This is a genomic window from Streptomyces sp. NPDC054847, assembly GCF_053610925.1.
Genome location: NZ_JBSGZJ010000752.1, coordinates 1 through 1,563, shown reverse-complemented (window position 1 = coordinate 1,563; position 1,563 = coordinate 1). Strand labels below are relative to the sequence as shown.

Genomic DNA, 1,563 nt, shown 5'->3' with positions numbered 1-1,563 from the left:
GTCCGGCGATGTGGCGGGCGAGGCCCGCAACGTCGCCGCGGCCGCGGCGACGTCGGGCGTGGGGCACCTGGTGTTCCTGTCGTCGGCGAGCGTGCTGCATCCGCTGCCGCACGGCATCGCGGACGAGCACCGTGCCGCGGAGGAGGCCATCACCGCGTCGGGCGTCGACACGACGTTCCTGCGGCCCGGCCCGTTCCACGCGAATACCTCGTGGTGGATCAGGACCGTGCGGGAGAGCGGCGCGGTGCGCTGCTGGATCGGCAACAACCCGGGAGCGCCGATCGACGAGTACGACATCGCCTCCTCCGCGGTGGCCGCGCTCACCGACGAGCGCCACCGGGGCAAGGCGTATGTGCTGACCGGCTCCGAGGTGCTGACCTCGAAGGAGCAGGCCCGCATCCTGGGCGAGGTGCTGGGCCGTGAGCTGGACTTCTCGGTCGCGCCGCAGGAGGAGGTCGTGGAGGTCTTCGCGGGCATCACCGGCGACCGGCCGGCCGCGGTGACCAATGTGGCCGCCCTGCACAGCCCCGAGGTGCCGTGGTCCCGGCCGACGCCGGCGGTGCGGCTGCTGACCGGCCGTGAGCCGCGCAGCTACCGGGCGTGGGCCGAGGCGAACGCGGCGCTGTTCGCCGCCGAGGAGGTGATGGTGTGAGCACCGAGGGCGGCGGTACGGTCCTGGTGACCGGTGCGACGGGCCTTCAGGGCGGGGCGACCGCGCGTGAACTGGTGCGCCGTGGGCGCCCGGTGGCGGCGCTGGTGCGCGACCCGGCCTCCGAGGCGGCCCGCGCGCTGGCCGACCTGGGCGTGACGCTGGTACGGGGCGACCTGGACGACGAGGCGTCGCTGCGTTCGGCGATGGAGGGTGTGCACGGGGTGTTCTCCGTGCAGACGTTCATGACGCCCAAGGGCCTGGGCGGTGAGGTCCGCCAGGGCCGGGCGGTGGCGCGGGCGGCGAAGGCCGCCGGCGTGGCGCATGTCGTGTACAGCTCGGTGGGTGGCGCGGAACGGCACAGCGGTGTACCGCACTTCGAGTCCAAGCGGCACATCGAGCGGTATCTGCAGGAGCTGTCCGTGCCGGTGACGGTGCTGCGTCCGTCGTTCTTCATGGACAATTTCGCCGCGCACGGTCCGCAGAACCTCGACGGGACGCTGGTGGTGCAGCTGGCGCTGAAGCCGGACACCCGTGTGCAGTTCATCGCGGTGGAGGACATCGGTTTCTTCGCCGCCGAGGCCTTCGAGCGGCCGGCGGAGTATGTGGGCCGTGCGGTGGAGCTGGCGGGCGACGAGCTGAGCGCGACGGAGGTCGCCGAGGCGTTCGCCGCGCGGACGGGCCTGCCGGCCCGGTTCGAGGAGCTGCCGCTGGACGCGGTGGCGGCGAACCCGTACATCCCCAACGCGCCGGAGATCGCGTTGATGTTCGAGTGGTTCCAGGAGCACGGCTACCGGGCGGACATCCCCGCGCTGCGGGCCGAGCACCCGGGGCTGCTGTCGTTCGGGGCGTATCTGAAGTCGCTGGACCTCTGATCCCGGCCACCCGTGCAAGGGCCCGGACCGCGTCGGCGG

2 protein-coding genes are annotated in these 1,563 nt (G+C 72.9%); both read left to right on the top strand.

Features of this window, described 5'->3' with window-relative positions; all coding sequences use genetic code 11:
- The coding region (locus ACWGH4_RS34970) for an NAD(P)H-binding protein (protein WP_453467925.1) at window positions 1–652 on the top strand (652 nt) is incomplete at its 5' end.
- Complete coding sequence (locus ACWGH4_RS34965) at window positions 649–1,524, top strand: NmrA family NAD(P)-binding protein (RefSeq protein ID WP_441267295.1); 876 nt, start codon at window positions 649–651, stop codon at window positions 1,522–1,524. The genes ACWGH4_RS34970 and ACWGH4_RS34965, both read left to right, overlap by 4 nt.
- Window positions 1,525–1,563: the final 39 nt, after the last annotated feature.